19 protein-coding genes are annotated in these 26591 nt (G+C 65.7%); 12 read left to right on the forward strand and 7 right to left on the reverse strand.

The window, feature by feature from the left end:
* Nucleotides 1-2: 2 nt before the first annotated feature.
* The gene (locus tag H9634_RS12555) at nucleotides 3-605 is read right to left on the reverse strand and encodes a DUF5998 family protein (RefSeq protein WP_191727062.1); all 603 of its coding nucleotides are present in this window, start codon (nucleotides 603-605) and stop codon (nucleotides 3-5) included.
* A gap of 79 nt (nucleotides 606-684) precedes the next feature.
* Here H9634_RS12555 and H9634_RS12560 point away from each other — a divergent pair, with 79 nt between their 5' ends.
* The 9 genes from H9634_RS12560 to H9634_RS12600 all read left to right on the forward strand — a co-directional run bounded on the left by H9634_RS12560 (nucleotide 685) and on the right by H9634_RS12600 (nucleotide 15702).
* Nucleotides 685-3366 (forward strand): bifunctional acetate--CoA ligase family protein/GNAT family N-acetyltransferase, encoded by a 2682-nt coding sequence (locus H9634_RS12560; RefSeq protein ID WP_191727064.1) that lies wholly within the window; start codon nucleotides 685-687, stop codon nucleotides 3364-3366.
* A gap of 85 nt (nucleotides 3367-3451) precedes the next feature.
* A complete protein-coding gene (locus H9634_RS12565) occupies nucleotides 3452-6070 on the forward strand; it encodes a DNA gyrase/topoisomerase IV subunit A (RefSeq protein ID WP_191727065.1) in 2619 nt (872 codons plus the stop codon).
* Nucleotides 6071-6470: 400 nt separating this feature from the next.
* Nucleotides 6471-7604 carry a TAXI family TRAP transporter solute-binding subunit gene (locus H9634_RS12570; protein WP_191727067.1) on the forward strand — a complete coding sequence of 378 codons (1134 nt, stop codon included), beginning with the start codon at nucleotides 6471-6473 and terminating at the stop codon, nucleotides 7602-7604.
* 58 nt (nucleotides 7605-7662) lie between these two features.
* Nucleotides 7663-9786: a TRAP transporter permease gene (locus H9634_RS12575; RefSeq protein WP_191727069.1), complete on the forward strand. Its 2124-nt coding sequence runs from the start codon at nucleotides 7663-7665 to the stop codon at nucleotides 9784-9786.
* A 196-nt stretch (nucleotides 9787-9982) separates the two neighbouring features.
* Nucleotides 9983-11149, forward strand: coding sequence for an acyl-CoA dehydrogenase family protein (locus tag H9634_RS12580; RefSeq protein WP_191727070.1), 1167 nt, complete (start codon nucleotides 9983-9985; stop codon nucleotides 11147-11149).
* A 61-nt stretch (nucleotides 11150-11210) separates the two neighbouring features.
* A complete protein-coding gene (locus H9634_RS12585) occupies nucleotides 11211-11972 on the forward strand; it encodes an SDR family NAD(P)-dependent oxidoreductase (protein ID WP_191727072.1) in 762 nt (253 codons plus the stop codon).
* An 11-nt stretch (nucleotides 11973-11983) separates the two neighbouring features.
* Nucleotides 11984-12781, forward strand: a complete 798-nt coding sequence (locus tag H9634_RS12590; RefSeq protein WP_259796713.1) for a crotonase/enoyl-CoA hydratase family protein — start codon at nucleotides 11984-11986, stop codon at nucleotides 12779-12781.
* Nucleotides 12782-14500, forward strand: coding sequence for a class I adenylate-forming enzyme family protein (locus tag H9634_RS12595; RefSeq protein WP_225210930.1), 1719 nt, complete (start codon nucleotides 12782-12784; stop codon nucleotides 14498-14500). It begins immediately after the preceding gene.
* Between the two features lie 44 nt (nucleotides 14501-14544).
* Entirely contained in the window at nucleotides 14545-15702 is a 1158-nt protein-coding gene (locus H9634_RS12600) for a CaiB/BaiF CoA transferase family protein (protein WP_191727074.1), read from the forward strand.
* Here H9634_RS12600 and H9634_RS12605 read toward each other — a convergent pair.
* The 6 genes from H9634_RS12605 to H9634_RS12630 all read right to left on the reverse strand — a co-directional run bounded on the left by H9634_RS12605 (nucleotide 15694) and on the right by H9634_RS12630 (nucleotide 22635).
* The gene (locus tag H9634_RS12605; protein ID WP_191727075.1) at nucleotides 15694-16890 is read right to left on the reverse strand and encodes a TAXI family TRAP transporter solute-binding subunit; all 1197 of its coding nucleotides are present in this window, start codon (nucleotides 16888-16890) and stop codon (nucleotides 15694-15696) included. The genes H9634_RS12600 and H9634_RS12605 overlap by 9 nt on opposite strands.
* Nucleotides 16891-16953: 63 nt before the next feature.
* Nucleotides 16954-18123: a thiolase family protein gene (locus H9634_RS12610; RefSeq protein WP_191727077.1), complete on the reverse strand. Its 1170-nt coding sequence runs from the start codon at nucleotides 18121-18123 to the stop codon at nucleotides 16954-16956.
* A gap of 137 nt (nucleotides 18124-18260) precedes the next feature.
* On the reverse strand, nucleotides 18261-19622 hold the full coding sequence (locus H9634_RS12615) for an MFS transporter (protein WP_191727078.1): 1362 nt from the start codon (nucleotides 19620-19622) through the stop codon (nucleotides 18261-18263).
* A gap of 27 nt (nucleotides 19623-19649) precedes the next feature.
* Complete coding sequence (locus H9634_RS12620) at nucleotides 19650-20879, reverse strand: CaiB/BaiF CoA transferase family protein (protein ID WP_225210931.1); 1230 nt, start codon at nucleotides 20877-20879, stop codon at nucleotides 19650-19652.
* A gap of 53 nt (nucleotides 20880-20932) precedes the next feature.
* The gene (locus H9634_RS12625; RefSeq protein ID WP_259796690.1) at nucleotides 20933-21652 is read right to left on the reverse strand and encodes a CoA-transferase subunit beta; all 720 of its coding nucleotides are present in this window, start codon (nucleotides 21650-21652) and stop codon (nucleotides 20933-20935) included.
* A 50-nt stretch (nucleotides 21653-21702) separates the two neighbouring features.
* Nucleotides 21703-22635 (reverse strand): CoA transferase subunit A, encoded by a 933-nt coding sequence (locus tag H9634_RS12630; protein WP_191727081.1) that lies wholly within the window; start codon nucleotides 22633-22635, stop codon nucleotides 21703-21705.
* A 256-nt stretch (nucleotides 22636-22891) separates the two neighbouring features.
* Between H9634_RS12630 and H9634_RS12635 the strand changes: the two genes are divergently transcribed.
* From H9634_RS12635 to H9634_RS12645, 3 genes are all read left to right on the forward strand, one after another.
* Nucleotides 22892-23788, forward strand: a complete 897-nt coding sequence (locus tag H9634_RS12635) for a LysR family transcriptional regulator (RefSeq protein ID WP_191727083.1) — start codon at nucleotides 22892-22894, stop codon at nucleotides 23786-23788.
* Nucleotides 23789-24026: 238 nt separating this feature from the next.
* Complete coding sequence (locus H9634_RS12640) at nucleotides 24027-25250, forward strand: acetyl-CoA C-acetyltransferase (protein WP_191727085.1); 1224 nt, start codon at nucleotides 24027-24029, stop codon at nucleotides 25248-25250.
* The gene (locus H9634_RS12645) at nucleotides 25250-26461 is read left to right on the forward strand and encodes a CoA transferase (RefSeq protein ID WP_191727087.1); all 1212 of its coding nucleotides are present in this window, start codon (nucleotides 25250-25252) and stop codon (nucleotides 26459-26461) included. Before H9634_RS12640 ends, H9634_RS12645 begins: the two co-directional genes overlap by 1 nt.
* Nucleotides 26462-26591: the final 130 nt, after the last annotated feature.

The raw sequence follows: 26591 nt of genomic DNA on the forward strand, positions 1-26591 counted from the left end.
GCTCACAGCCCGCCGGGCAGGCCTGCGCTGCGGCGGGCCTCGAAGACCTGGCGGCGCAGGTTGAGGGCGAAGTCGACAGCCTGGTCGACAGCGGCCTGGCCCTCGGCCTGGGCGGAGACCCGCAGGGTGACGTCCTCCGGATAGGTGGTTCCGGAGTAGCCGTGGTCGCCGTCGCAGTCGGGGTCCCCGCAGGTCTCAGGCACCGTGTCGATCCGGCGCATCGATCCCCAGCCCAGGGTGAGGGCGACCTCGACGGGCCGCTCACCGGGTGTGAAGTCGGCGGGATTGTCGTAGGTGCGGGAGATGAGCGCGGTGCGCACGCGGTCGAGCGCGATGTCCTCGGTGGTGGTGAGCCCGCGGGGCATGGTGCCGAGCACGGCCTGCGGTTCGTCGTCGACGTGGGTGAGCAGCAGCCGGGTCGGGGTGAGGACGAAGGCGGTGAGGTGGCGGTGGATCGCGTCGAGGTCGACGTGGGTCTCCATGTGCACCAGGTGTGAGACGACCGGCTCACCGAACAGCGATTCGCTCAGCATCTCAGCGGCCAGCTGCGGATAGTACCCGGCTGACTGCAGGTCGTGGGCAAGTGATTGCGGGATCGTGGGCATGCCCCCATTGTGCCCCACAGCCCGGCCTGCACCCCACCGGCACTACCGCCGGGTGCAGCCGAGTCACTATGCTGGCGTCATGGGAGCATATCCAGCGTATTGGGAAGCCGATGTCGTCCTGCGCGATGGAGCCACTGCCCATCTGCGCCCGATCGTGCCCGAGGACGCCGCCGGCGTGCAGGAGATGCACGCCAAGCAGTCCCCGGAGTCCATCTACCTGCGCTTCTTCGCTCCGCTGCCGGTGATTCCGGCCAAGGACCTCGACCGGTTCGTCAACGTCGACTATCACGACCGGGTCGCCTTCGTCATGACGATCGGCGAGGAGATCATCGGCACCGCCCGCTACGACCGGCTCGACGACACCTCGGCGGAGGTCGCGTTCAACATCGCTGACGCCCACCACGGCCGCGGCATCGGCTCGATCTTCCTAGAGCACCTCGCCGCTGCCGCACGGGAGTGCGGGATCAGCGTCTTCACCGCCGAGGTGCTGCCCCAGAACCGGCAGATGCTGCAGGTCTTCGCCGCCGCCGGCTACGAGGTGTCCCGCGAGTTCGACGACGGGGTCGTCGCCGTGCGCTTCGACATCGACCCGACCGAGAAGTCGATGCAGGTCCAGGAGGCCCGCGAGCACCGCGCTGAGGCGATCTCGGTGCGCCAGATCCTGCACCCGGCCTCGGTCGTCGTCATCGGCGCCAGCCGCACTTACAACTCGACGGGCAACCTGCTGCTGCGCAACCTCGTCGGCGCCGACTTCACCGGCACGCTCTCCGTCGTCCACCCCGAAGCCGATGCGGTCGCCGGTGTGCCGGCGGTGCGCTCGCTCGATGAGCTCGACGATCCGGCTGACCTGGCGATCATCGCGGTGCCTGCCGAATCGTGCGCCCAGGTGGTCCGCGACTGCGCCGCCCACGGTGTCAAGGCCTGTGTCGTCATCTCCTCTGGTTTCGCGGAGACCGGCGAGCACGGCCTGGAGCTGCAGCGCGAGATGGTCACCACCGCCCGCTCCCACGGGATGCGCGTCGTCGGCCCGAACTCCTTCGGGGTGGCCAACACCTCGCCCGAGGTCTCGCTCAACGCCTCGCTGGCACCGTTCCTTCCCGGCGCGGGAACCTTGGGCCTGTTCAGCCAGTCCGGGGCGCTCGGCACCGCGCTGCTGGCTGCGGCGAAGACCCGCGGGCTGGGGATCTCGACGTTCGTCTCCGCCGGCAACCGGGCAGACCTGTCGGGCAATGACATGCTGCAGTACTGGGAGGAGGACCCGGCCACCCGGGCGGTCGGCCTGTACCTGGAGTCGATCGGCAATCCGCGCAAGTTCTCTCGCATCGCCCGCCGGGTCTCCCGCGTCAAACCGGTCATCGTCATCAAATCCGACCTCACCGGCCGCGAGCTGCCGCCGGGCCATCAGGTACGTCTGTCGAGCCTGTCGGGCAAGGCCCTCGACCAGGTGCTCGGCCAGGCCGGGGTGATCCGCGCCGATACGATCCACCAGCTCTTCGACGCAGCCCAGGTCTTCGCCACCCAGCCGGCGCCTCGGGGCCGGCGGGTCGGGGTCATCGGCAACTCCGCGGCACTCTCGACGCTCATCATCCAGCGGGCCCGCTCCGAGGGGCTGCGGGTGGATTCGCCTGCTGTGTCGATGCACCCGGAGGTCAGCGTCGAGGAGTTCGGCCGACAGTTGGAGGACATGTACGCCGACAGCTCGATCGACACCGTCGTCGTCACCTTCACCCCCTCGGCCGGTGCTGATGAGCGGGAGATCGCCACCGTGCTGGCGGAGACGGCCGCGGCCTCGGGCAAGACGACGGTCGCCTGCTTCCTCGGCATCACCGGTGTGCAGGACGAGCTCACCGCCCGCATCGACGACGGTGAGGGCACCACCTCGGCGCACACCGTGCCCAGCTATGTGGGCCCGGAGGATGCCGTGTGGGCGCTGGCCCGGGCGACGGACTACGCGATGTGGAAGAAGGCCGACCACGGCGTCTACCCCGAGTTCGACGACCTCGATGTGCGGGCTGCGCGCAGGATCATCGAACGCAACCTCGAAGGTGTTGACGCCGGTGAACGGGTCATCCTCAGCCGGGACGACTCCCGGCAGCTGCTCGCCCACTACGGCATCGAATGCCTGCCCTACATCACCTCGCACTCCGTTGAGGAGGGCATCAAGGCGGCCGAGCAGCTCGGCTTCCCCGTGGCGCTCAAGGCCGTGCACAAGCGGCTGCGCCACCGCATGGAACTCGGCGGGGTGCGGCTGAACATCGACACCCCAGAGGAGCTCGCCGAGGACTGGCAGGGCATCGCCGAGATCATCGATCAGCTTCTCGAGGACGATGAGGACCACGGCATCGACGTCCAGCCGATGGCCCCGCCCGGCACGGCGTGTGTCATCTCCGCCGGTGAGGATCCGCTGCTCGGGCCGATGGTGTCCTTCTCCCTGGCTGGGGATACGACCGAGCTGCTCGATGACGTCGCCCATCGCGTCGCGCCGCTGACCGATGTCGATGCCAAGGAGATGGTCCGCTCGCTGAAGTCCTCACCACGGCTGTTCGGCTACAAGGGCCTGCCGGTGATGAACATGGCACCGGCCGAGGACGTCATCCTCAGGCTCTCAGCACTCGTCGAGGAGTTCCCGGCTGTGCGTGAGATCGAGCTGCGGCCGATCTCGGTGACCGAAGGCGATGCCTACCTGCTCTCCGTCAAAGTCGAACTCGCCGCCCAGGCGGACCGGATGGACTCCCTGCGCCGCCGCATGAGCATGGGGTGAGAACCTCCGCACCCGGCGAAATCCCGGGCTTCGCGCCGGTTTGCCGGTAGCATAGACCTGTCGTTTCGCCCGTCGAAGGAGTTCCATGACAGAGCCGGTTGCAGGCCAGGTCGTCGATATCGACGTCTCCGAGGAGATGGAGACCTCGTTCCTCGAATACGCCTACTCGGTGATCTACTCCCGGGCGCTGCCCGATGCCCGCGACGGCCTCAAGCCCGTCCAGCGGCGCATCATCTACCAGATGGGCGAGATGAGCCTGCGCCCTGACCGCCCGCACGTCAAGAGCTCCCGCATCGTCGGCGACGTCATGGGCAAGCTGCACCCGCACTCCGACGTCGCCATCTACGACGCACTCGTGCGGCTGAGCCAGGACTTCGTCATGCGCACCCCGCTCGTCGACGGCCACGGCAACTTCGGCTCCCTAGACGACGGTCCGGCCGCACCCCGCTACACCGAGGCCCGCCTGACCGACGCCGCACTGACGATGATCGCCGGCCTCGACGAGGACGTCGTCGACTTCGTGCCCAACTACGACTCCTCGACCACCCAGCCCGAAGTCCTGCCGAGTGCGTTTCCGAACCTGCTTGTCAACGGCGCCTCGGGAATCGCCGTGGGCATGGCCACGAACATGGCACCGCACAACCCCGGCGAGGTCATCGCCGCCGCCCAGCACCTCATCGACAACCCCGAGGCGGAGCTCTCGGAGCTCATGAAGTACGTCCCCGGCCCGGACCTGCCCTCCGGCGGCCGGATCATCGGGCTGTCCGGTGTGCGCGAGGCCTACGAGACCGGCCGCGGATCCTTCCGCACTCGGGCAACGGTCAAGATCGAGAACATCACCGCCCGCCGCAAGGGCATCATCGTCACCGAGCTGCCCTACCTTGTCGGCCCGGAGAAGGTCATCGAGAAGGTCAAGGACGTCGTCGGGAACAAGAAGCTGGCCGGCATCGCCTCGATCGACGACTTCTCCGACCGCAAGCACGGCCTGCGGCTCGTCATCGGCATCAAGAACGGCTTCAACCCCGAGGCGGTGCTCGAAGAGCTCTACCGGCTTACCCCGCTGGAGGACTCCTTCGGCATCAACAACGTCTGCCTGGTCGACGGGCAGCCGCGCACGCTCGGCCTCAAGGCACTGCTGGAGGTCTACGTCGACCACCGCATCGACGTCACCCGCCGGCGCACGGTCTTCCAGCTCGGCAAGGCCAAGGACCGCCTCCACCTCGTCGAGGGCCTGCTGACCGCGATCCTCGACATCGACGAGGTCATCGAGCTCATCCGGTCCTCAGATGATGCGCAGATCGCCCGCACCCGTCTGATGAGCGTCTTCGATCTCTCCGAGGTGCAGGCGACCTACATCCTCGACCTGCAGCTGCGGCGCCTGACGAAGTTCTCCCGGCTCGAACTCGAAGCCGAGCAGGATGAGCTGAAGAAGCGCATCGACTACCTGCAGTCGATCCTCGATGACGAGGCGAAGCTGCGCCAGGTCGTCTCTGAGGAGCTCGGCGAAGTCGCCGACCAGATCGACTCCCCGCGCCGCACCGTCCTCGTTGAAGGCTCGCACAAGCAGATCACCGCCCGCGGCCGCAAGAAGGGCTCACCCGAGCTGCAGGTCGCCGACTCGCCGACGTGGGTGCTGCTCTCGACCTCGGGCCGGATCGCCCGCACCGCCGACCGTTCGGCTCTGCCGACCGGCGGCAAGCGTCTGGCCCATGATGCGCTCGTCTCGCAGGTCGCCTCGACCACTCGGGGGATCATCGGCGCGATCACCTCGAAGGGCCGCCTGCTGACCGTCGACGTTGTCGCCCTACCGGCTCTGCCGCCGCAGGCCACCCGCCCGGGCCTGGCCGGAGGTGTGAAGGTCGGCGAGTTCGTCACCCTCGACTCCGGTGAGAAGGTGCTCGGGCTCATCGACATCACTAAGGACTTCGTCCTCGCCACCGCCCGCGGCGTCATCAAACGCGTCGCCGGTGCCGAGCCTGCCAAGGGCAAGGACTCCTGGGACGTTATCAACCTCAAGTCCGGTGACACGGTGATCGGCGCCGGCCAGCTGCCCGACATCGACGCCGCCCGCGCGGTGCTCATCACCTCGAACGCCCAGCTGCTGACCTTCGGCACCGGTCTGCTGCGCGCCCAGGGCTGGAACGCCAGCGGCGTGACCGGCATGAAGGTCGCCGCCGACGCCTCGGTCATCGCCTTCAGCCTCATCGATCCCGCGGCGGAGAACCGCGTCGTCACGATCGCGACGGGTGAGAACTTCTACGGCGAGACCGCGCTGAGCGTCAAGGTCACCGATCTCGCTGAGTTCCCCACCAAGGGACGCGCGACTGCCGGCGTGCGTGCGCATCGCTTCCTCAAGGGTGAGACCGAGCTCGTCACCGCCTTCGCCGGGCCCGAACCACAGGGTGCTGCCACCGGTGGCGGTGCGCGCAAACTGCCGGCCGAACTCGGCCGCCGCGATGGCTCAGGCCAGCCGCTGGAGTCGAAAGTCGACGCGATCGGCACCGTCCCGCACGCCTATGGTGCGGAGGCCGGTCCGGCCGCTCCCGAGGCGGACGGCAGTGAGGAGACCGCCTCCGGTGGGCTGAGCCCTGAAGAGCTCGCACGCCGCAAGGAGGAGATCGCCCAGTCACGTGACGACGACGATTCCCCTGCCGTCATCGTCTCCGCTGAGGATGACGAAGATTCGGGCGGGGCGCTGTTCTGATCAGATGGGGGCGGGTGCTGCTCATCGACGAGGTCCTGCACTGAATGCTCCGTACGGGCTGGCAACGCCGGTCAGAGCTTGAGCCGGGCGCATGATGCGCCGACGCTCACGCTCTGGCCGGCGTTTCGGTCTGCGGGCTGGGCCGCGCGGTGACGTCCTGAACATCCATTCAATATTTATACGGAAAATTGACATTATGTGTTGACATAGTTGTGCTCTATGTAACAATAGATCTGTTGCTCCTAAGCAACAGCCACAGTTCGAGCCTCACCGCCGAAGGGTTTCAAAGAAGAATTTCGGATGAGCCTCTCGGGCCCAGCACCAATTCCAGCGGGCACGTTGAAGGTCGCGTACCCGCGCGATTCGAGCATTCCCTCCACACAGAAGGACTCCACTGCAGATGAAGAAGATCGCAAAGGCGCTAGCGTCGATCCTCGCAGGCGCACTGCTGCTGTCCGGTTGCGCCAAGCTCGATCTTGGGGAGGAAGTCAATGCCTTCCCCGACTTCACCGCATGGACGACGTACGGCACCGGAACGGCGACCTATGCGGACCTCGCGGCCGCTGCGAATACGATCTCCAACGACACCGGGGCACAGATTCGCATCCTCACCTCGGACACTGCTGTCGGGCGCCTCAGCCCCCTGCGCAATAAGCAGGCAGTGATGTCGCGCACCGGGGACGAATACATGTACTCGTTCAATGGCGATGAGGATTTCAGCCATCCGGACTGGGGCCCGCAGGATGTTCGCGTGGCGTGGACACCCACTGCGCCCCACGCCCTCATGACGCGCGCCAATACTGAGATCACCACTCCCATGGACCTGAAGGGCAAGCGCGTTCCGCGGATCACGGCAAACCCGTCCGTCAACAACAAGATCTCGGCCTATCTTGCCTATGCCGGACTCACCTGGGACGACGTCAGACCCGTCAACGTCGCCTACAGCGAGCAGCCTGCAGCCCTGCAGAACGGCAAGATCGACGTGCTCTATCAGCAGGTCTACGGCTCGTCGCTCTTCGAGCTCGAGAGCGCCGTGCAGGTCCAGTGGCTCGAACTCGATCCCGATGCCACAGATCGCGTTGAGGCGCTCCAGCGCGTCTCACCGGCGGTGGAGGTCGGCCCGTTCGAAGGGGCTCCGGGTCAGGCGGATGGCGAATCGGACAACGGGTTCGTCTACCCCCTGCCGATCGTGACATACGCTGAGACCTCCGATTCAATTGCGTATTACACGGCCAAAGCCTTCCAGGACGAGTATCCCCAGTTCGCGGATGCGACCGCTACCACGAAGAACTGGGACCTCGAGCACATCGTGACAATGCCTGTCCAAGTGCCATTCCACCCCGGCACCGTGAAGTTCCTTGAGGAAAACGGCAAGTGGAGCCAGGAAGCCCAAGAGCGCAATGAAGCTCTCATCGCTTACGGCGAACGCATGCGCGCAGCGTGGCCTGAGTTCCTCGAGCAGGCCGATACCGATGGCGACCTCAAGGAACAGTGGCGTGAGTGGAAGAAGGACCACGTCCAGCCGCTCCCATAATCCGACCCGCGGGGACCATCGATAAGGGTGGCTCCGAATGACCCTCACAGGAATAGCTATGAACAAACGAATCACCCCGCTGTGGAAGGGCGTCATCGTCGCTCTGACGGTGCTCGGAGTGCTGTTGACCATGAACCAGGCATTCTTCTGGAATGCCTTTGGAATCGCTCTGTTGACGAACTCCTATCTCTACTACATCCTCGCCTGCTTCCTGCCGCTCGTCTTCTTGCTCTTCCCTGCACTGAAGTCACTGCGAGGGCGGCGCATGCCGATCTATGACGCAGCCTTGGCAGCGATCACCTTCGTCGTCTGCGTGTACTTCGGCTTCAACGGCGAACGCATCTCGAACCTCGGGTGGGACAAGTCCCTGAGCTACCCGGCCATCACACTTGTGTTCTCCTTCGCGCTGTGGGCGATCGTGCTCGAGGCGCTGCGCCGCACCGCCGGCCTGGTGGTGATGATCATCGCCACGGTGTTCTCGATCTACCCGCTCGTCGCACTCGGGATTCCGGTGCCCTTCCTGCAGGGCATCCCCTACCAGATCCAGGACGCCGCGCGCATTCACGCGATGGGGGTCGACTCGATCCTCGGCCTGCCGCTCCAGACGGCCGCCTCGATCCTCGTCGGCTTCCTGCTGTTCGGCGTCGCCCTGCAGCACACCGGCGGCGCCAAGTTCTTCTACAACCTGGCGCAGGCCGCCTTCGGACGGTTCCGTGGCGGTTCGGCGAAGGTGTCGATCATCTCCTCGGCGTTCATGGGCATGATGTCCGGTTCCGCCGTGTCCAACGTACTCACCACCGGTTCCATGACGATTCCCGCGATGAAGCGTTCTGGCTTCCCCGGCCGATACGCAGCCGGCGTCGAGGCGACCGCTGCCACCGGCGGCACCATCACCCCGCCGATCATGGGCACCGCGGCCTTCCTCATGGTGTCCTTCGTCGGCGTGCCGTACGCCGAGATCGCCCTCGCAGCGACCATCCCGGCACTTCTGTACTACCTGGGCATCTTCGTCCAGATCGACGCCTATTCCGCGAAGGCCGGCCTCAAGGGCGTCGCCAAGGACATGCTGCCGCGCGCTGGCCGGGTCATCATTCAGGGCTGGCCGTACCTCGTGGCCCTCATCGGCCTCATCGTGCTGCTCGTTGTGCAGAAGAACGAATCCCAGGCGCCGTACTGGATTGTGGGCTTCCTGCTCGTCATTGCCATCTTCATGAAGGACAACCGCCTGACCTTCAAGTCCTTCGTCGATTTCCTCTTCGCCTCCGGCAAGACGATCGCAGAAATCCTGGGCATCATCGCCGGCGTCGGCCTGATCGTCGGCGGCCTGTCGATGACCGGTGTGTCGCTGTCACTGGCACGCGAACTCATCGACCTCGTCGGCGACAACCTCGTCCTCATCCTCATCGCCGGTGCGGTCACCTCGTTCGTCCTCGGCATGGGCATGACCGTCTCGGCGGTGTACGTCTTCCTCGCCATCGTCATGGCTCCGGCCCTTGTGGGCATGGGAATCAATCCGATTGCCGCGCACCTGTTCGTCATCTACTGGGCAACCGTCTCCTACATCACCCCGCCGGTGGCCCTCGCATCCTTTGCGGCGGCGAATATCGCGGGCACCCCGCCGATGTCGACCTCGCTTGTGGCGATGCGTCTGGGTGCGGTGAAGTACATCATTCCGTTCGCGTTCGTCATCAACCCCGCACTCATCGCGCAGGAGTCGACCGGCTTCGAGATCGCCTACACGCTGCTCATCGCCGCGATCGGCGTCTTCTTCCTCGGCTGCGGCTTCGAGGGATGGATGATCGGCATCAACCGCCGCCTCAAGACAGTCATGCGCCTGGCGCTCATCGTCGCCGGTGGCCTGACCCTGCTGCCCGAGCTCACCACGAGTTTCATCGGCATGGCGATCGGAGTGGCTGTCATGGTGATCACCCGGTTCTGGAACGCCGGCGATCCGGAGGAGTCTGCGGCCATCGAGGCGAAGAGGATCAAGAGGGAACTCGCCGCCGAGGCGGAGTACAGCGCTCATCTGGCCGAGGAGGACAGCGACAGCGGGATTGGGCCCACCGCCACCCGTGGCCTCGCGGTCGACCTGGACAATCACAATGCCACCGTGCTGCCCGATGACGATCGCGCCGACATCCACGCCGGTGCGAGCGACAAGCAGGGTCACAGACACGATTAGGCCCGCAGCGGGCCCGTCAGCGGTCCTGTCCCCCGCCCGAGGTGCCGCGCGAGTCTTCGTGCGCAGCACCTCGGGCGCGGCGGAGGTCACGAACGTGAGACGCCATGCACCTTTAGCGAACAGTCGTTAAGATACTGTGACGGCACTCACACTCACCCATCGCTCACTCACCATCGACCGACTCACAAGAGGAAACATGCGCCGCACAATCTTCACCGAGGAGCACGAAGCCTTCCGCGCCATGTGCCGGGACTTCATCGCCAAGGAACTCGCCCCGCGCTACGAGACCTTCGAGCAGCAAGGCCACGTCGACAAAGAGTTCTTCGCCATGATGGGCGACCTGGGGCTCACCGGCCTGCAGGTTCCAGAAGAGTACGGCGGCGGCGGGCAGAGCACTTTCAAGTACAACGCGATCTTCAGCGAGGAGACCGCCTACGCTGCCACGGGTCTGGGCACCCTCCGGGTCCACCAGGACCTTGTCATTCCCTATATCTGCCAGTACGCCAACGCTGAGCAGAAGCGCCGCTGGCTGCCCGGCATGGCCAAGGGACGCCTCATGAGCGCGATCGCGATGACCGAGCCTGGGACCGGCTCCGACCTCTCCGGCATCCGCACCAAGGCTGTGCGCGACGGCGACCACTACATCCTCAACGGCGCCAAGACCTTCATCACCGGCGGTGTGAATGCCGACCTTCTACTCGTGGTGGCGCGCACGAGCCCGTATGACGAAAACGACCGCCGCAGCGGCCTGTCCATCCTCGTCGTCGACACCACAAGCGAGGGCTACACGGTCGGCCGGCAGCTCGACAAGATCGGCCTCAAGGCACAGGACACCGCTGAACTGTCATTCACCGATGTCAAGGTGCCCGTGGCTGATCTGCTGGGTGAGGAGGGCAAGGCGTTCGAGTATCTCTCCCACAATCTCGCCCAGGAGCGCATGACGATCGCCATTCACGCCGTCGCCGCGGCCCAGGCGGCCATTCGCTTCGCCTCCGAATACGCCCATGACCGCAAGGTCTTCGGCACCCCGCTCACCACTTTCCAGAACACCAAGTTCGTGCTAGCCGAATGCTCCGCCGAGGTGGCGGCGGCCCAGGCGCTCGTCGACAATGCGCTCGAGGAGCTCGACGCGAAAACCCTGAGCCCCGCCGATGCCGCTCGCGCGAAACTGTTCTCCACCGAGGTGCAGGGCCGCGTCATCGACAAGTGCCTGCAGATCCACGGCGGCTACGGCTACATCCTCGAATACCCCATCGCCCGCATGTACGCGGACGCGCGGGTGAGCCGGATCTACGGCGGCACCTCGGAAGTCATGAAGACCATCATCGCCAAGGATCTGGGGCTCTCCGAGCGCCGCACCTGAACCAGCGACCCGGCGACCCCACACCGCCACAGCGGCAGAACACTCAAAGAGGAGAACACTGATGCAGATCTCATCCCATGCGGCACTCGTCACCGGCGGAGCCTCCGGCCTGGGGCTCGCGACCGTCACGCGACTCGTCTCCGAGGGCGCCACGGTGCTCATCGCCGACCTCAACCCTCCGGCCGACGATGTCGCAGCCGAACTCGGCGACAGCATCCGCTTCGTCAAGACCGATGTGACCGATGAATCCCAGGTGGCTGCAGCCATGGACGCCGCCAGCGAGCTCGGCGACCTGCGCGCGGTCGTGCACTGTGCCGGGATCGGCGGGCCCATGCGGCTTGTGCAGAAAGACGGCTCCCCCGGCGACATCAGCCACTTCCGCAAAGTCGTCGACGTCAATCTGATTGGCACCATGATCGTGGCCAGCCAGGCAGCGGCCCGCATGGCCACCAACGACGAGGTCGACGGCGAGCGCGGCGTCATCATCTTCACCGCCTCGGTCGCGGCCTACGAAGGGCAGATCGGGCAGGCCGCCTATGCCGCATCGAAGGCTGGGATCGTCGGCCTGACGATCTGTGCCGCCCGGGACCTGGCCTCGAAGAAGATCCGCGTCATGACCATTGCTCCCGGCACGATCGACACCCCGCTGCTGGGCCGCGCCTCGCAGGAGGTGCGCGATTCCCTCGCTGCCATGGTGCCGCACCCCTCGCGTCTGGGCCGCCCGGAGGAGTACGCGCAGCTGGCCAGTGCCATCATCGAGAATGCCATGCTCAACGGCGAAACCATCCGCATGGACGGCGCCATCCGCATGGCTCCCCGCTAAGGAGGAATCCCGTGACCGACACGACTACAACGCCTGAGGCGAACACCGAACCCGTGGTCCTCACCGAGACTGCCGGCAATGTGCTCGTCATCACCCTCAACCGCCCGGCCGCCAGAAATGCGGCGACGGCCCAGATGGCGCTGGACATGGCGCGCATTCTCGACGAGTTCGAGGCCGATGACGAACTCTTCGTCGCGGTGCTCACCGGTGCTGGCGAGACCTTCTGCTCCGGCATGGACCTCAAAGCGTTCCTGCGCGGCGAGCGCCCATCGATCCCGGGCCGCGGCTTCCTTGCCCTCACTGAGGCGCCGCCGAGCAAGCCCATCATCGCGGCGGTCGAAGGATACGCCCTGGCCGGCGGTTTCGAAACGATGCTCGCCTGCGACCTCGTCGTCGCCGCAGAGACGGCCAAATTCGGCATTCCCGAGGTCAAACGCGGACTCGTCGCGGCCGCCGGCGGTCTGGTGACTCTGCCGGAGCGCACCCACCGCGCGGTGGCCGTCGAAATGGCGCTCACCGGTGACATCTACCCGGCCGAATTCGGCCAGCGCAACGGCTTCGTCAACCGGATCACCGGCGCTGGCGAGGCGCTCGATGGGGCACTGGAGCTGGCGCAGAAGATCGCCGCGAACGGCCCGCTTGCGGTGCGCGTCTCCAAGCAGATCATCACCGAATCGGCTGACTGGCCGAGCGCCGACAAGTTCAGCCGCCAACGGGTGCTGTCAGATCCCGTCTTCGAGTCCAGCGACGCGAAGGAAGGGGCGGCCGCATTCGCGGAGAAACGCGACCCCCAATGGACTGGACGCTAGATGACGCACTTCTTCCCCGCGGGCATGCCCCGCCACCTCACCTACCCGGCGGTGGCCGTTCCCCAGATCCTCACCTCGGCGGCGGCCACCTACGGCCAACGCAGCGCGGTCGCCGATGGGGACGACACCCTGAGCTATACGGGCATGCTCGCAGGGGCCCAGTCCATCGCCCGGTTCCTCACAGACCAGGGCGTGGGCCCCAGCAACGTCGTCGCACTGCACCTGCCCAATGTCATGCACTTCTTCCCCGCGTATTACGGCGCACTCTTCACCGGCGCGGCCGTCACCCTCATCAATCCCCTGCAGCCGGCCCAGGGCCTGGCCGCACAGCTCCTCGACGCGGGTGCGGACACCATCGTCACGCACCCGGCACATCTGGCTCCCGTCACCGAGGTGGTCGAGCAGTGCGGTCTGCGCAGCGTGCTCGTCTGCGACCCCACCTGGTCTGGACCGGCAAACGCGGACCAGCTCGCGCGTGCCGGCAAACTCTGCGGCACCGGCCCGTATGTGTCCCTGGCACGAGTGCTCGATCGCCCCGCCCCGGATTTCGTGCCGGTGCTGCAGGACAGCGACGCCGTGGCGCACTACGCCTACACGGGTGGCACCACCGGCAGATCCAAGGGCGTGCGGGTCCTCCACCGCAACGTCATCGCCAATGTCACCCAAATGGCTGCCTGGCGCCTCAACAGCCTCGTGCATGCCGAGCCGGCCGAGGAGGCGGCCGCCGAGACCAGCGGGGAGCGCCTCGTGCTGCGCCGTATCGAAGGCCTGCCCGAACCCCTCGTCGTGCCGGGTGCGGATGCCTCCATTCAGGTGCCCCCGCTGTTCCACGCCCAGGGCCTCGCGACGAGCAATATGTTCATCCTGGGCGGGGTGACGATCGTGCTCGCCGGCCGTTTCAACCCCGAAACGTTCATCTCTCTGGCAGACAAGTGGCAGGCCACCTACACCTCGGGAAACCCGCCACTGTTCCTCGCCCTGGCCGAACACTGCCGCAGAACCGGCGCTACGATCGACTCGATGCGCCTGGCGATCTCCGGAGCCGCGCCCCTCGACTCGACCGCCCTCAGCCGGATCGCCGCCGTCATGCCCAACGCGGCTGTCGGCGAAGGCTACGGGCTGACCGAGGGCACATGTATGATCACCTCAACCTCGGTGCTGCCCGGCTCACCGCAGCACGTCGGCTCCGTGGGCGTGCCGGTCCCCGACACCCACGTGCAGATCCGCGGCGTCGACGGTGTCACTGAGCTGCCCGACGGCCACGAGGGCGAACTGTGGGTGCGCGGCCCGCAGGTCACCGACGGCTACTCACACGCCCCGGAGCAGACCGCCGCGCAGTTCATCGACGGATGGCTGCGCACCGGGGATATCGCGTCGAAGGACGCCGACGGATTCATCCGCATTCACGATCGCGCCAAGGACATGCTCATCTACAAGGGCTACAACGTCTACCCGCGCGAACTTGAAGACATCGCCGCCGCCCATCCTGCGGTCGCCCGGATCGCGGTTGTGGGGCGCCCGGCAGGAGATGCCGGGCAGATCCCGGTCGCCTTCATCGAACCGGTGCAGGATGCCACCCTTGATGAGGATGAGTTCCTGGCCTGGGTCGCCGAACGTGTGCTGCCCTACCAGAAGATCCGCGAAGTGCACGTCGTCGAACAGCTGCCGATCTCGCCCACCGGCAAGATCCTCAAGACGGAGCTGCGCGACTGGTTGTGAGGCGCACGCACGCTGCGCAGGGACATGAACAAGGAGGAGAAGAGATGAGTTCTGCATTTCCCGAGTCCGGCCCAGGGCCCCTGTCCGGCATTGTCGTCGCGGATTTCACCCGCGTTCTCGCCGGCCCGTACGCCACGATGATGCTGGCTGACATGGGTGCGACCGTCATCAAGGTGGAAGGACCGACCGGTGACGATACCCGGCATTGGAAGCCGCCGGCCGCCCGCGGAACCGCCAGCTACTACCAAGCGGTGAATCGCAACAAGTACTCAGTCGTGCTCGATCTGCGCCAGGCAGATGACCTCGCAGCGGCCAAGCGGCTGGCCACCCGATCCGATGTCTTCATCCACAACTTCAAGCCGGGTTCGATCGAGAAGTTCGGTCTGGGTTACGAGGACGTCAGAGCGCTCCGCGCAGACATCGTCTACGCACACATCAGCGGCTTTGGCACCTCTGGCAAGGGCCGTGACATGCCCGGGTACGACGTCCTCGTGCAGGGCATGGCCGGCCTGATGGACATGAACGGCGAGCTTGCCGGTTCCCCGGTGCGTTCCGGGGTGTCGATCTTCGACCTCGCCACAGGCATGGTGACGGCCTTCGGGATCGCTGCTGCCCTGCGCCACCGCGAACTCACCGGTGAGGGGCAGCTGATCGAGAACAATCTCATGGCCAACGCCATCTTCACGATGGCCAACCAGTATCAGGTGGCGGCGACCACGGATGTGCGGCTGACGCGATCGGGCAAGGAACACGGCACGATCTACCCGTACCACGCCCTCCCCACCGCGGACGGCGAGCTCATCGTCGTCGGGGCCAATGACGGGCAGTTCGCGCGCCTGTGCCAGGTGCTCGAGATTCCCCATGTGGCGCAGGACGAGCGCTTCAGCACTGCGGAGGGCCGCAACGTCAATCGCGACGCGCTGCGCCCCATTCTCGAAGAGGCTCTTGCCAAGCGCGGGAAGGATGATTGGTTCACCCGCCTGAGCGCCGCAGGGCTGCCCTGTGCTCCAGTCCAGAGCGTCAACGAGGGCTTGGAGATGGCGCCGAGACTCGGCATCGACCCGGTTTGGCAGACCCCTGATCCGCAGTCTCTGCCCACGGTGAGGAATTCTCTGCAGATGACGCAGACGCCGGCGACCTACCGGAAGGAGCCGCCGGCGCTCGGTGAGGACACCGAGTTCATCCGTGACTGGCTAGGCTGACGGCCCGTCCTCCAGGGGAACGTGGGGAGCATTGTCCTTCTTCCACTGCTCCCACGTTTCCTTGAGGCGGTCCTCAGGCGTGTTCTCCACGACTTCCTGCCATCCCTGACGCAGCGTCTCGCCGCGCCGGATGAGCTGCTGATTGCGCTCTTCGTGAGCCGGAGTCCAGATTCCCTTTTCCTTGAGATAGCGCACGGTGCCGTCGTGGTGGGGCAGGACGACGGGCATCCAGTCGATCCTTCTCATGTCCCAGTCCTTGGTCGTTGCGGTGGCCTTCTCGTACTTGGGGAATGCCTCGTCGAAGGACTTGACCATCGCGTAGGTTTCGTCCGCGCTGAATTCGGCATAGGTGGTCATCTGGATCGAGTAGGTGGGGCCATGAACGGGCTCGTCCCCCATCCCGACTGCGCTTTCGAACTCCCGAATCTGCACGGACGGCGCGTACTCCTGAAGCCGCTTGAGGGCTGCAGCGTCGCCGTCGAAGTCGATCCAGCGCAGCGGCTTCTGGTTCGAGGCTTCGATGATGGCAGCCGACTGCGCCCCGAACAGCACCATGTCCACGCCGCCGTTCTTGTACAGGTCCGGTTGCTCCGAGTAGCTGGTGGGCACCTTGACGACGTCATCTTCGCTCAGGCCCGCGTAGTGGAGGATGCCGATGATCTTCTCCTGGGTGGAGGGGTTGGCCGGCATCCACGGCACCCGCTTGCCTTTGAGGTCCTGGAGGGTATGGATGTCGGAGTTGTCCGCCACCCCCACGGTTACCGTGGTCGGTGGGGTCCAGAAGGTGCGCAGGTCCTGCGGTCCCCAATCCTCGGCGACGAATTCGTACTTCGCCTCGAAGGCGTAGAAGGCCTCGTCGGACAGGCGCGCTGCCTGGGCCTGACCGGTGCGCAGCGGGGTGACGCGACCCAGCCCGGTATCCGAGCCGATCATGCGCACCTGTGTCTCATAGTCCTTGATGAGCACCTCGGCGACCGCTGCCTGCTCTGCATAGTTCGAGGTCCCGACCGGGTAGCCGGTCCACACGGTGGCCGTGGGCATGCCGTTTTCGTAGTGGCCGGCAGGTGATTCCAGCGAGTATGTGCCGCCGCTCGTGATCATCCCGCAACCGGTGAGGGTCAGGGATCCGGCGATGAGCAGGGCTGCGAGTCGTTTGGACAGTTTGGCGGAACGGGAAACACACGTCATTGTTGCGCTCCTTGGGACAGGCCCGGATCGGCTGCGGTGCCGGCTCGGGGCTGGGCGGAGGGTTCAGTCGATCAGTTCGAGGATGGTGGCATTGGCCTGGCCGCCGGCTTCGCACATGGTCTGCAGGCCGTAGCGGGTGCCGGTGCGGCGCATGTTGTGGACGAGGTCGGTCATGATTCGCGCTCCCGAGGCGCCGAGCGGGTGCCCGAGCGCGATCGCCCCGCCGTTGGGGTTCACTCTGTCCCACTCGACTCCGATTTCACGCATCCAGGCGGCCGGGACCGAGGCGAATGCCTCGTTGACTTCGTAGATTCCGATCTCATCGGCACTGAGTCCCGACTTGGCGAGGGCCTTCTCGGTGGCCGGGATGGGCGCGGTGAGCATCGTGACCGGGTCGGCGCCTGCGAGTGCCGCCGTGTGAATGCGGGCGATGGGTGTGCAGCCGAGTTCCCGCGCCTTGTCCGGGGTCATGATGAGGAGTGCGGCGGCTCCGTCGGAGATCTGGGAGGAGTTGCCGGCTGTGATGACGCCGCCGTCCTCTTTGAACACTGTGGTGAGACCGCCGAGGGATTCGAGAGTGCCGCCGGTGCGGATTCCCTCGTCCGTGTCGAAGGTGAATTCCGCGCCCTCCTTCGTCAGCCCGGTGATCGGCGCGATGTGATCCGCGAAGTCGCCGCGCTCCGCTGCGGCGTGGGCGCGGGCGTGGGAGTCGAGCGCCAGCTGATCCAGCTCAGTGCGGCTGAAGCCCCAGCGCTCAGCGAGGATCTCCGCGCCCAGGCCTTGGCTGAACTCCTCTTGCCCGTAGCGGGCGAAGATATCAGGACCGAACGCCTTGCCTGGGCCGTTTCTGCGGTTGCTGCCCATGGGGACGCGAGTCATGCTCTCAACGCCACCGGCTACCGCAATGTCGTAGTGCCCGGCCATCACCGACGCAACGGCGAAGGTGATCGCCTGCTGGGAGGATCCGCAGGCGCGGTCGACGGTTGTTCCCGGGGTGGTCTCGGGCCAGCCGGCAGCCAGGGCTGACCAGCGGGCGACATTCGAGGACTGCTCCCCGGCCTGGACGACACACCCGAAGATGACGTCATCGACGACGGCGGGGTCGAGGCTGGTGCGCTCGGCGAGGGCTTTGAGGACGTGTCCGCCGAGTGACACGGGGTGGATCTCACGCAGCGCACCTTTGCGCTTGCCTACTGCTGTGCGAACTGCGTCGACGATGACGGCTTCCGGCATGGTTCTCCTTGGAGTGGGGAGCACTCGACGTGTGGTTATCGAACTATCGTTAAACGTCATGTGTGACCTCCATCATGTCGCATCTGAGTACGACTGGCAAGAAGCTGTGCGGTGTTCTGGACCCGCGGACCGGACAGTCATGCATCGGCTTCGCGCGGCTCAACAGGACCTCCGATGATGACGATCACCAGCGCGACAAGAGCCACTGCCGCCGCACCGCCGTAGAGCAGCAGCGGCAGGCCCAGAGGGACGATGAGCGCAGCCCACGCATAGCCTGTCGCCAATCCCATGAACCGGATCGTGTTGTGGATGCCGAAGGCCATGGAGTTGCGGGCCGCCGAGGACCGTGAGATTCCAAAGGCGGCCACGGACTGTCCAGCGTTGATACCCGCACCGATGACGACGAGCAGGATCACCAGCACCGTCACGAGCACGGACAGACTCGCATGCTCGGCGGCGGTCCACATACCCAGGCCCAGTGGTGCGAGGATCAGCAGCAGGAGGCCCACCTCGACGACGATCCGCGGAGAGTACCGTTTGGTCAGCCGTCCCACCGACTGACCGGAGAGGACCATCGACAGTGCCATCGTGAACATGATGAGGCCCACCGGCCCGGCACTCAGCTGCAGATCTCCGAGGTACAGGGGCAGCGCCACGAGGCACACGCCCATGATGAACATTGCCGTACCGGCGTTGGCGGTGCCGCGTATGAAGCGCTTCTCCCACAGTGAGCGCGGTTCGAGCAGGCGCTCCGGGTGGCGCGTGGCCAGGAACAGGTAGATTCCCAAGCCCACCGACGCGATGATCGCGACGATCGCCTCGGTCACGGGATCGGCGCGCTGGCCGATGAGCGTCACGGCGAGCACACACGCACCCATTGTCAGCATGAGGATCGCCATGCCGACGCCGTGGATCGGCGCCTCGCGACCGGATACCCGCGGCACGGTGAGCGCAACGAGGCACACGATCACCAGGCACACCGCGGACTGGACGAAGAAGACTGAACGCCAGCCCCACGCCTCGGTGATGAGTCCGCCCACGGGCGGGCCGAGCGCTTGCCCGACAGCGATCGCGGAGGCCCACGCGGCCATGGCGGCGGCTCCCTTCGAGGGCCACAGCACCGCGAGCCCGCGCTGCACGCCAGGCGGCATCACGGCGCAGGCCATGCCCTGGACGCCGCGCAGCGCGACGATCGTTTCGAGGTTGGCGGCCAGACCAGCGGCCAGCTGAGCGAGCACCATGATGCTCAATCCCAGGATCACGATCCGCACCGGACCGAACCGATCACACAGCCAGCCCATGAAGGGCACGAAGATCACCATGGCGATCGTGAAGGCACTCACCGCGAGCACGGCCTGGCTTTCGGTCGCGCCGAAGTCCTCTTTGATGATGTGCAGGGGCGCGTTCATGATGTTGCTCGAGAGCGTGCCCGCCGCCGAGGCGGCCAGCAGACCCAGATAGGCCAGCCGCCCCGGCTCACGAAGCTGAGATTCGGTCATGGTGAAGGCACAAGGAAGGCCGGTGCTTTACGCCTCGGCACCGGGGCCCTGAGACGCGGGGCGCTCAGCTGACCGCTCCGTCAGCTGAGCCAGCCACGCGCGCACGGCGTCGGAGTCCTGGCCGAGCGCCGGTGGCGCGTAGTCGTAGGTGACCGGCGTTGCCGACATCCGGATGGGGTTGCGCACGGTGGGAATCGTGCGGTCGCCGGTGGTCACCTCGACGACGGGTTCGAGGCCCATCTTCTGGGCGAGTTCGACGCCCTCCTGGACCGTGTTGATCGGGGCGCACGGCAGGCCGCTGGCGGTCAGCAGTTCGTACCATTCCTGGGCCGACTTGTGCGAGAGCGCCTCGATGAGCAGCGGTTCGAGTTCTCGCCGGTGTGCGTTGCGCGGCACTGCGGTGTTGAAGCGTTCATCTTCGAGCCATTCTGCGCGTCCGACTCCGGCTGCGAGCATCGCGAACTGGCGGTCGTTGCCGCAGGCGATGATGAGCTCGCCGTCACCGGTGGGCATCGGCTGATATGGGTAGAGACTCGGGTGTTCGTTTCCCATCCGATGCGGGACGACACCCCCGGCGATGAATGCCGACGCCTGGTTGACGAGCCCGGACATCGCCGATGACAGAAGGTTGGTCTCCACCTGCTGCCCCTCGCCGCTGGCCATTCGGTGTTGCAGCGCCGCGAGGATGCCGATGGTCGTGTGCAGGCCGGTCATGACGTCGAAGATGGCGACGCCTGCGCGGTAGGGCGACCCCTCAGCATCGCCGGTGAGGCTCATGAAACCGCTGAGCCCCTGGATGAGCAGATCGTAGCCCGGCTGCGGGTTGCCGGCACCGAAACCGGTGACCGACGAGTAGATGACGGCCGGGTTGGTCTTCACGACGGTGTCGTAGTCGAGGCCGAAGCGGCGCAGGCCACCGGGCTTGAAGTTCTCAACGACAACATCGGCCAGGCGGGCGAGTTCCGCGGCGACGGCCAGGTCGTCCTCGTCGGTGAAGTCCAGCACGATGTCGAACTTGTTGCGGTTGATCGACAGATAGTAGGTTGCTTCGCCGTCGCGCTGGGGCGGCCGCCAGAGGCGGGTATCGTCACCGCCGGGGCTTTCGACCTTGATGACGGTCGCGCCCAGATCGGCCAGCATCATCGTCGCGTAGGGGCCGGCGAGCACGCGGGAGAAGTCCGCTACGATGATGCCGTTGAGCGGACCGTTCCCGCTGCGTCGCAGGGCCGTGTCCACACGCTCTTGCTTGTCGTTCAACTTCAATCCTTCAACTCTCGCGTGGTTGTGGGCTGTGTGATTCTGAGCTGAGCTCAGCGCAGATAGAGACGGACCGTATCGATCACGTCGCGCAGCAGATGCACCTCATGTGCAGTGGGTTCGCTGGTGACCTGCAGATCATTTGAGACCGCCAGATCCCAGCCGGTGTTCGCCAGCACGTCGTCGAGCTCGACACCAGGATGCAGGTGGGTCAGCTCGAGTTCGCCGTATCGCTCCGGTCTGCGCATCACGCCCAGGGGTGTGATCACCGCACTGACGCCGTGCCCCTGGGGCTGGATTCCTTTCCCGGACTGGCGGGCCCGGTACGGTGACGGCGAGGTGACGAAGTCGACCGTTTCCGGAAAGGCTGCGAGATCGTGCCGGCGGATGATGACGAACACTTCCTTCGAGTTCGCCATGATGTCGGTCGCCCCACCGGAACCGGGGAGGCGCACCTGCGGCTTGCGCCAATCGCCGATCACGGTCGTATTGAGGGAGCCGTAGCGATCGATCTGAGCGGCTCCGAGGAAGCCGACGTCGATTTTGCCGCCCTGCAGGACATAGCCGAAGAGCGCCTGCATCGATACAACGGCCTCAGCCCCAGATACGACGACGGAATCGGCGATGCCCTCGGCCATCGCTTCCGGATGGGCTCCGGCAACACCGGATTCGTAGACGAGTTCCACATCGGGATTCACGGTCTGCTTGGCCAGGTCCACCGCAAGGGTCGGCAGGCCGATGCCGGCGAAGACCGTGTGCTTGGCGGCGAGCATCTTCGCTGCCGCGCACACGATGAGTTCAGTCTGGGTGTAGTCGGCAGCACTCATGATTCCTCCCGGTGAGTCAGGCGGCGGCCATAATCGACGGCGCGTGAGGGGCGCGGCCCGACTGCCAGGCGGGCCATGCGCTCCCGGCCGATCGAGTCGAGGTACTCCTCGTGGTTCTCAGTCCCGCGGATATGCGTATCGAGCCACTCCTGCAGACGATGCGGATCCTTGGAGATCGGGGTCCATTCGCGGTAGAACGCACAGTCACGGTCATAGGAGCCCTGCACGTACGAGGGATGGGCACCCTGCGGTACGACGCAGATCGCGTCGACGGCGTGGGCAGGGATGAGAGTGCGGTTGGGGTCCGATCGGATGACCTCCGGATCGACGATCTCCTCGACGACGACGATTGCCCTCTCGGATGCGTAGACAGCCTCCTGCTGGGTGCCGGTGATGCCCCACATCTGGACGTTCCCGAGGCGGTCTGCACGATGGGCGTGCACGATCGTCACGTCGGGGTTGAGGGGTGGGACGACGTAGGTGGTGCCTCCGGTGTAGGGGTCGTCGACGAGCTTGATCTGGGGGTTGATATCCGGGATGTCCGATCCGGCGAAGGAGCGGATCGGCATGAATGGCAAGCGTGCGGCACCCGCGTGGTAGCGCAGGACCATGGCGTGGTGGCTGTACTCCTCGACCTCAAGCGGCTTGGGGTCGTGGTGTTCGAGACGGCGCCGCACCTCGTACAGGCTGCCGGCGGATCCGGAGGCGAAGAAGGAGCAGACGAGTCTGTCGATGCATCCGGCTGCCAGCATCATGTCGCAGATGAGGTCGGGAGTCATCCGGCAGAAGGTGAGACCTGTGATTCCCTGGCGGATGATCTCGTGGCCCGCCGCGAAGGGAATGAGGTGGGAGAATCCCTCAAGCGCGATCGTGTCACCGTCGTGCACGTGCAGCTGTATGGCCTCGCTCAGTTCAACAACTTTGTTCATGGGCGTATAGGTCTTTCGTCGTGTGCGGAGGTGTGGGCCGACGGATGCCCAGCATCACCCACCAGATTAAGTCATTCCAAGCACCAATTCTAGCGCTATGTTACATTGACAGTATAAATAATCCAGGCCCGGCGGCCTCTGAAGGGACACGCCCGCGAACTGTCAGTAAGGTGGGGCGAGACACCACATGAGAGCACCTCGGCGACGGATACGCAGATGCAGCCAGTCTCTTTCTTCACACCCAGGAGCACCAGCTATGGAGCTATTTCAGCTGCGAGCATTCCTCGCCGTCGCAGGGGAACTGCACTTCGGCCAGGCCGCCAAGAAGCTCGGCATGGCCCAGCCGCCGCTGAGCCGGACGATCCGCCAGCTCGAAGACGACCTCGGAACCGAACTCTTCTATCGCACCACGCGGTCAGTGAGCCTCTCCCCCGCAGGTGAGGCCCTGGTGGGGCCGGCGCAGGAGATCCTGGAGAACTGCGCCGCGGTCGAGGAGTCCATTCGCCTCACGACGGTGGGCGATATCGGCCGCGTCAGGTTTGGCTTCGCCGGCGCCTCGTCCAACCCGCTGGTGGCGCGACTGGCCAGCACGACGCGGCGCCTCAAACCCGGCATCTCACTCGAACTCGAGACGACGACCTACGCCGCCGAGGGCCTCAACCGGCTCATCGAGGGCAGTCTCGATCTGGCACTCGTGCGCTGGACCGATAAGCCCCCGCAGATCACGGGCCGCCCGGTGATGATCGAGCGCCCCGTCGTCGCGGTCCATTCCGGCCACCCGCTGGCGAGCCGGAAATCGGTGACGATTCCGGACCTGCGAGATGAAGACTTCATCCTGCTGCCGACCTACCCGCAGTCGGCCATGCGCGACCGGATCTCCTCATGGTTCCTGGCCGAGGGGATCTCACCCCGGGTCATCCAGGAAGCACCCGACTCGTGGCTCATCGCCGCACTTGTCGGGGAGGGCGTCGGGATCACCATTACGTACGATTCCGTCATCGCCAGCAACAATCACCCGGAGATCACGGCGGTGCCACTCGACGTCGCACACGAACCGCTCAAGGTCTACCTGGCGCACCGCAGCAACGACAACAACCCGGTGCTCAGCGAAGTGCTGCAGGCAGCCGACCTCGCCCTCCCGACCGTGAGCTGACCCCAGCCAGCCGGTCACGTTCCTGGCTCGCCGTGGCTGCAGGAGCGGTGCCGAATGGCAGGGACCGGCTCGTGCGTACACAGGGAGCCGCGATCGGTCGCCACCCACACCCTCATTAATACTTCATCCGTAATCAATTAACTTCATTTCACACTAGACAAGCATAGATCGACCGTGCCAGAGTAGGACCTAAAAGCCCCTGGGTCAGGCAGGCCCGGAGTCTATTCAAGGAGGAACCATGGCCGAAGACATCGTCGTTTGTGAGCCCCTGCGCTCCGCAGTGGGCGCCTACGGTGGCCAGTTCAAGAACATCGCTCCGGAAGTCCTCGGCACCCAGGTAGTCCGCGAACTCCTCGACCGCACCGGCATCAGCCCGGATGTCGTCGACGACGTGATCTTCGGCCAGTGCTACCCCCAGATGGAAGCACCCGCGATCGGCCGCGTCATTGCGCTCGATGCGGGCATGCCCGTCACCGTGCCCGGCCGCCAGGTCGACCGTCGCTGCGGTTCGGGCCTGCAGGCCGTCATCGACGGTATGGCAGAAATCGTCACCGGCGGCGCGGAGGTAGTGATCTCCGGCGGCGCCGAAACCATGAGCCGGGCGGCCTTCTTCAATGAGAACATCCGCTGGGGAATCCGCGGCGGCAACGTCGAACTCAAGGACTCTCTCACGCGCGGTCGCCTCACCGCCGGCGGCAAGAACTACCCCGTGCCCGGCGGCATGATCGAGACTGCGGAGAACCTGCGCCGGGACTACAGCATCAGCCGCGAAGCGCAGGACGAGCTGGCCGTCGAATCCCACCGCCGTGCGACCGCCGCGACGCAGGACGGTCGCTTTGCTGAGGAGATCGTGCCGATCGTCATTCCGGCCACCCGAAAGCAGCCCGAGCAGCACATCACGCTCGACGAACACATTCGGCCCGACGCGAACCTCGAATCGCTGTCCAAGCTCAAACCGATCATGGGCAAGCAAGACGATGCAGCGACCGTCACCGCCGGCAACGCGTCCGGCCAGAACGATGGCGCTGCCGCCTGCATCGTCACGACCCGCTCCAAGGCCGAGGCGCTGGGCCTGAAGGCATACGCGCGGATCGTCAGCTGGGGAGTCGCAGGTGTGGCACCGAACGTCATGGGCATCGGCCCGGTACCGGCGGTGGAGAAGGCACTGGCGAAGGCCGACCTGTCCCTCAAAGACATCGACCTCATCGAACTGAACGAGGCGTTCGCCGCCCAAGCTCTGGCCTGCACCCGCGAATGGGACTTCGGCCACAAGGACTTCGAGCGGATGAACGTCAATGGCTCAGGAATCTCGCTCGGCCATCCGGTGGGTGCCACTGGTGTGCGGATCCTCACGACGCTGCTGCGCGAAATGGACCGCCGCGGCGCGCGCTACGGCCTGGAGACCATGTGCATCGGCGGCGGACAGGGCTTGGCGGCGATCTTCGAACGGATCGAGGACTGATGCCGCTGCAGCCGCTGGCCGGAATCACGGTCTTCGAAAACGACTCCTTTGTGGCCGGCCCCTCATCGTGTCTGGCATTGAGCCAGCTGGGTGCCGAAGTCATCAAGATCGATCCCATCAAGGGTGGACCCGATATCGACCGGTGGCCGCTCACAGCAGACGGTGCGTCGATCTATTGGGGCACTCTCAACCGCAACAAGCGGTCGGTGGCCATCGACCTGCGCAGCGAAGAGGGCCAGGAGCTCGCCCAGGCACTCATCACCTCGCCAGGCGAGAATGCCGGCGTATTCGTCGAGAACAACGTCGGTCGGCCGTTCCTGGCCGACGAGGTGCTGCGGGCCAAGCGCGCAGATCTCATCCACGTGAAGGTCCAGGGTTCGGCCGACGGCGGTCCCGGCGTGGATTACACCGTGAACGCGGAGACGGGCATTCCGCTCATGACAGGCCCTGTTGACAGCCCTGGTCCGGTCAATCACGTGCTGCCTGCGTGGGACCTTGTGTGCGGGCAGGCCGCCGTGACCGCCGTCGTGATGGGCCTGTATCACCGCGCTGCCACGGGTGAGGGCCTCTACGAGTCCATCGCCCTCAAAGACGTCGCGCTGGCCGCCGTCGCGAACCTCGGCTGGTATACGGAAACTTTGCAGCCGGCGGGCGAACGCGCCAAGCAGGGCAACCACATCTTCGGCTCCTTCGGAGCGAGCTTCCGCACCGCCGACGGTCGTCATGTCATGATCACCGCGATCACCAAGCGGCAGTGGGGGAACCTCGTGCAGGTCACCGGCCTGGAAGCTGTCATCGACGCCCTGCAGACCTCGCTCGAGACCGACTTCACGCTGGAGACGAACCGGTATACCTACCGCGAGATCCTGGAATCGCTGTTCAAGCCCTGGTTCGCGCAGCGGACCGCGCAGCAGGTGGCGGCGGATCTGGAGGGTTCGGGCGTGCTATGGGGGCCGTATGCCAGCGCCGGCGAGGTGGCGCGCGAAGCGCTCGACTCGGATCAGTCCGGCGTGCTGCGATCGATCGAATCCGAAACGCTCGGGACGATGCTCGTGGGTGCGCAGCCGATCCGCGTCAACGACGAGTATCTCACCGACGCGCAGCCAACGGTCTTCGGCGCAGAGACGAAGGCCGTACTGAGCGAGCGACTGGGGCTCGACTCCGCAGAACTCGGCCGTCTGCACGACGCAGGAGTGATCGGGGGACGCTGATCCGCTGGGCGGCGCCCGTCAGCAGTCTGGCGGAGATGACGCGGCTGCCGCTGGAGTCTGGCCCGCTTCGCGGTGCCAGCCGGCGTTCCTCCTGAAGACACGATGCCGACGACTGTCAGAACCAACGGCT

It is taken from the genome of Brevibacterium gallinarum (assembly GCF_014836885.1).
Classification (GTDB): domain Bacteria; phylum Actinomycetota; class Actinomycetes; order Actinomycetales; family Brevibacteriaceae; genus Brevibacterium; species Brevibacterium gallinarum.